General features: G+C 50.3%; 2 protein-coding genes. Both read right to left on the reverse strand.

All coding sequences use genetic code 11. The features are described from left to right. Window positions 1-99: 99 nt before the first annotated feature. Window positions 100-729, reverse strand: a complete 630-nt coding sequence (locus tag Q0600_RS02420; RefSeq protein WP_298756481.1) for a hypothetical protein — start codon at window positions 727-729, stop codon at window positions 100-102. Further along, window positions 722-1,162, reverse strand: coding sequence for a lysozyme (locus tag Q0600_RS02425; protein WP_298756484.1), 441 nt, complete (start codon window positions 1,160-1,162; stop codon window positions 722-724). The genes Q0600_RS02420 and Q0600_RS02425 overlap by 8 nt, the downstream gene beginning before the upstream one ends. Window positions 1,163-1,316: the final 154 nt, after the last annotated feature.

The raw sequence follows: 1,316 nt of genomic DNA on the forward strand, positions 1-1,316 counted from the left end.
CGTAGAATATATCGAAGTTCTGCCCCGCAAGAGGATTGACGGGGTTGAAGTCATCGCGAGAGGCGATGTCTAGGCTATCGTTTACGGCGATGAGAGTTCTCATTTTTTGATCTCGAAGTTCCCCGGCATGATGTTCGTTAGCTCATCTTTGAGCAAAGTGGCAATAATGTTGAAAAGAGCCTTGTTCATGTCCGAAGGCACCGTCAAGCCGCCGTTGAGCGTGTTTTGTAAAAAGTCGCCGATCACGCTGCCGCCTTTGATTAGGCGGTTGTCCTTGACCTGCCTATTTATCGCTTCCTGCTGCGCCTTGGCAAGGGCTAGATCGCCCCTTGTCTTGTCGATTTGAGCGGCGAGCATATCTTTTTGAAGCCCCAGCTGCTCTATCTCAAGCGGCATTCGCTGCCTTTGTAGATCGATCTTTAGCTGTTCGGTCTCTATCTGTTTGCCGAGCAAGTTTGTTTGAGCTTCAAGCTGTTGTTTTCGCAAAGGCAACTCCTCGCTTTCGCTTAAAAGCCGCAGGGCGATCTCTTGCGAGCTCGTCGTTACGCTTTGCGTCATTGAGACGAGAGTGCTACAAAGCATCTCAAATTTTTTGTCGTTCGCGAGCCCGTATTTCTCAAAATATTCATCGATTTTGGCGGTAAATTTTTGATACGGCGTGTCGTTCGCCATAGTATCGCCGAGCACGCGCCTGTAAAGCTCGCTATACGCTTCTTTGAAATCAGCCATCTTGCAGCCCCCTTATATACCCCTCGACCCGTCGCGGAGTTTGGCGATACAGCAAGCTTGCGCGTAGGTTTCTTGCCGCCTGCGCGTAGTCTCCAGCCTCTATGCATTTCAGGGTATATTTAAAGCCAAGCAGCTTTGCGATGTCTAGCTGATACGCCATTTCGAGGATGGTATCCTGCACGCCCTGCGGCTTGCTAGCCAGCCACGGCAAACACTCCGGCACTCGCTTTCGCAGCCTAGCAACTTTCAAATTCAGGATTTTTTCCGCTACCTCTTTACTCATCGGCTCCACCTTGCCGCCGTTGAGTTTGAGTTCGTCGGGACTCAACGCCGCTACCAAAAAGCCGTATCCCACGGTGGGTTTGCCTACGCTATCTTTGTATATTCGCGTGCTAAATCCCTCGTGAGCTTTGATATTTTCGATGAGGCTCATATCCCCTCCTCGTTTGTGATCTCTATGAATTCTATGTGTTTGCCTATGCAAATTTTGAAAAACGAGTTATATGTCCGAACGGAATTCGTAACTCCCGCGGCGCTGTATCCGTCGCCCACGAGGATACATCCTGCCGTATCTTGCGGGGAGTTGC

Source organism: uncultured Campylobacter sp., from assembly GCF_938041645.1.
Classification (GTDB): domain Bacteria; phylum Campylobacterota; class Campylobacteria; order Campylobacterales; family Campylobacteraceae; genus Campylobacter_B.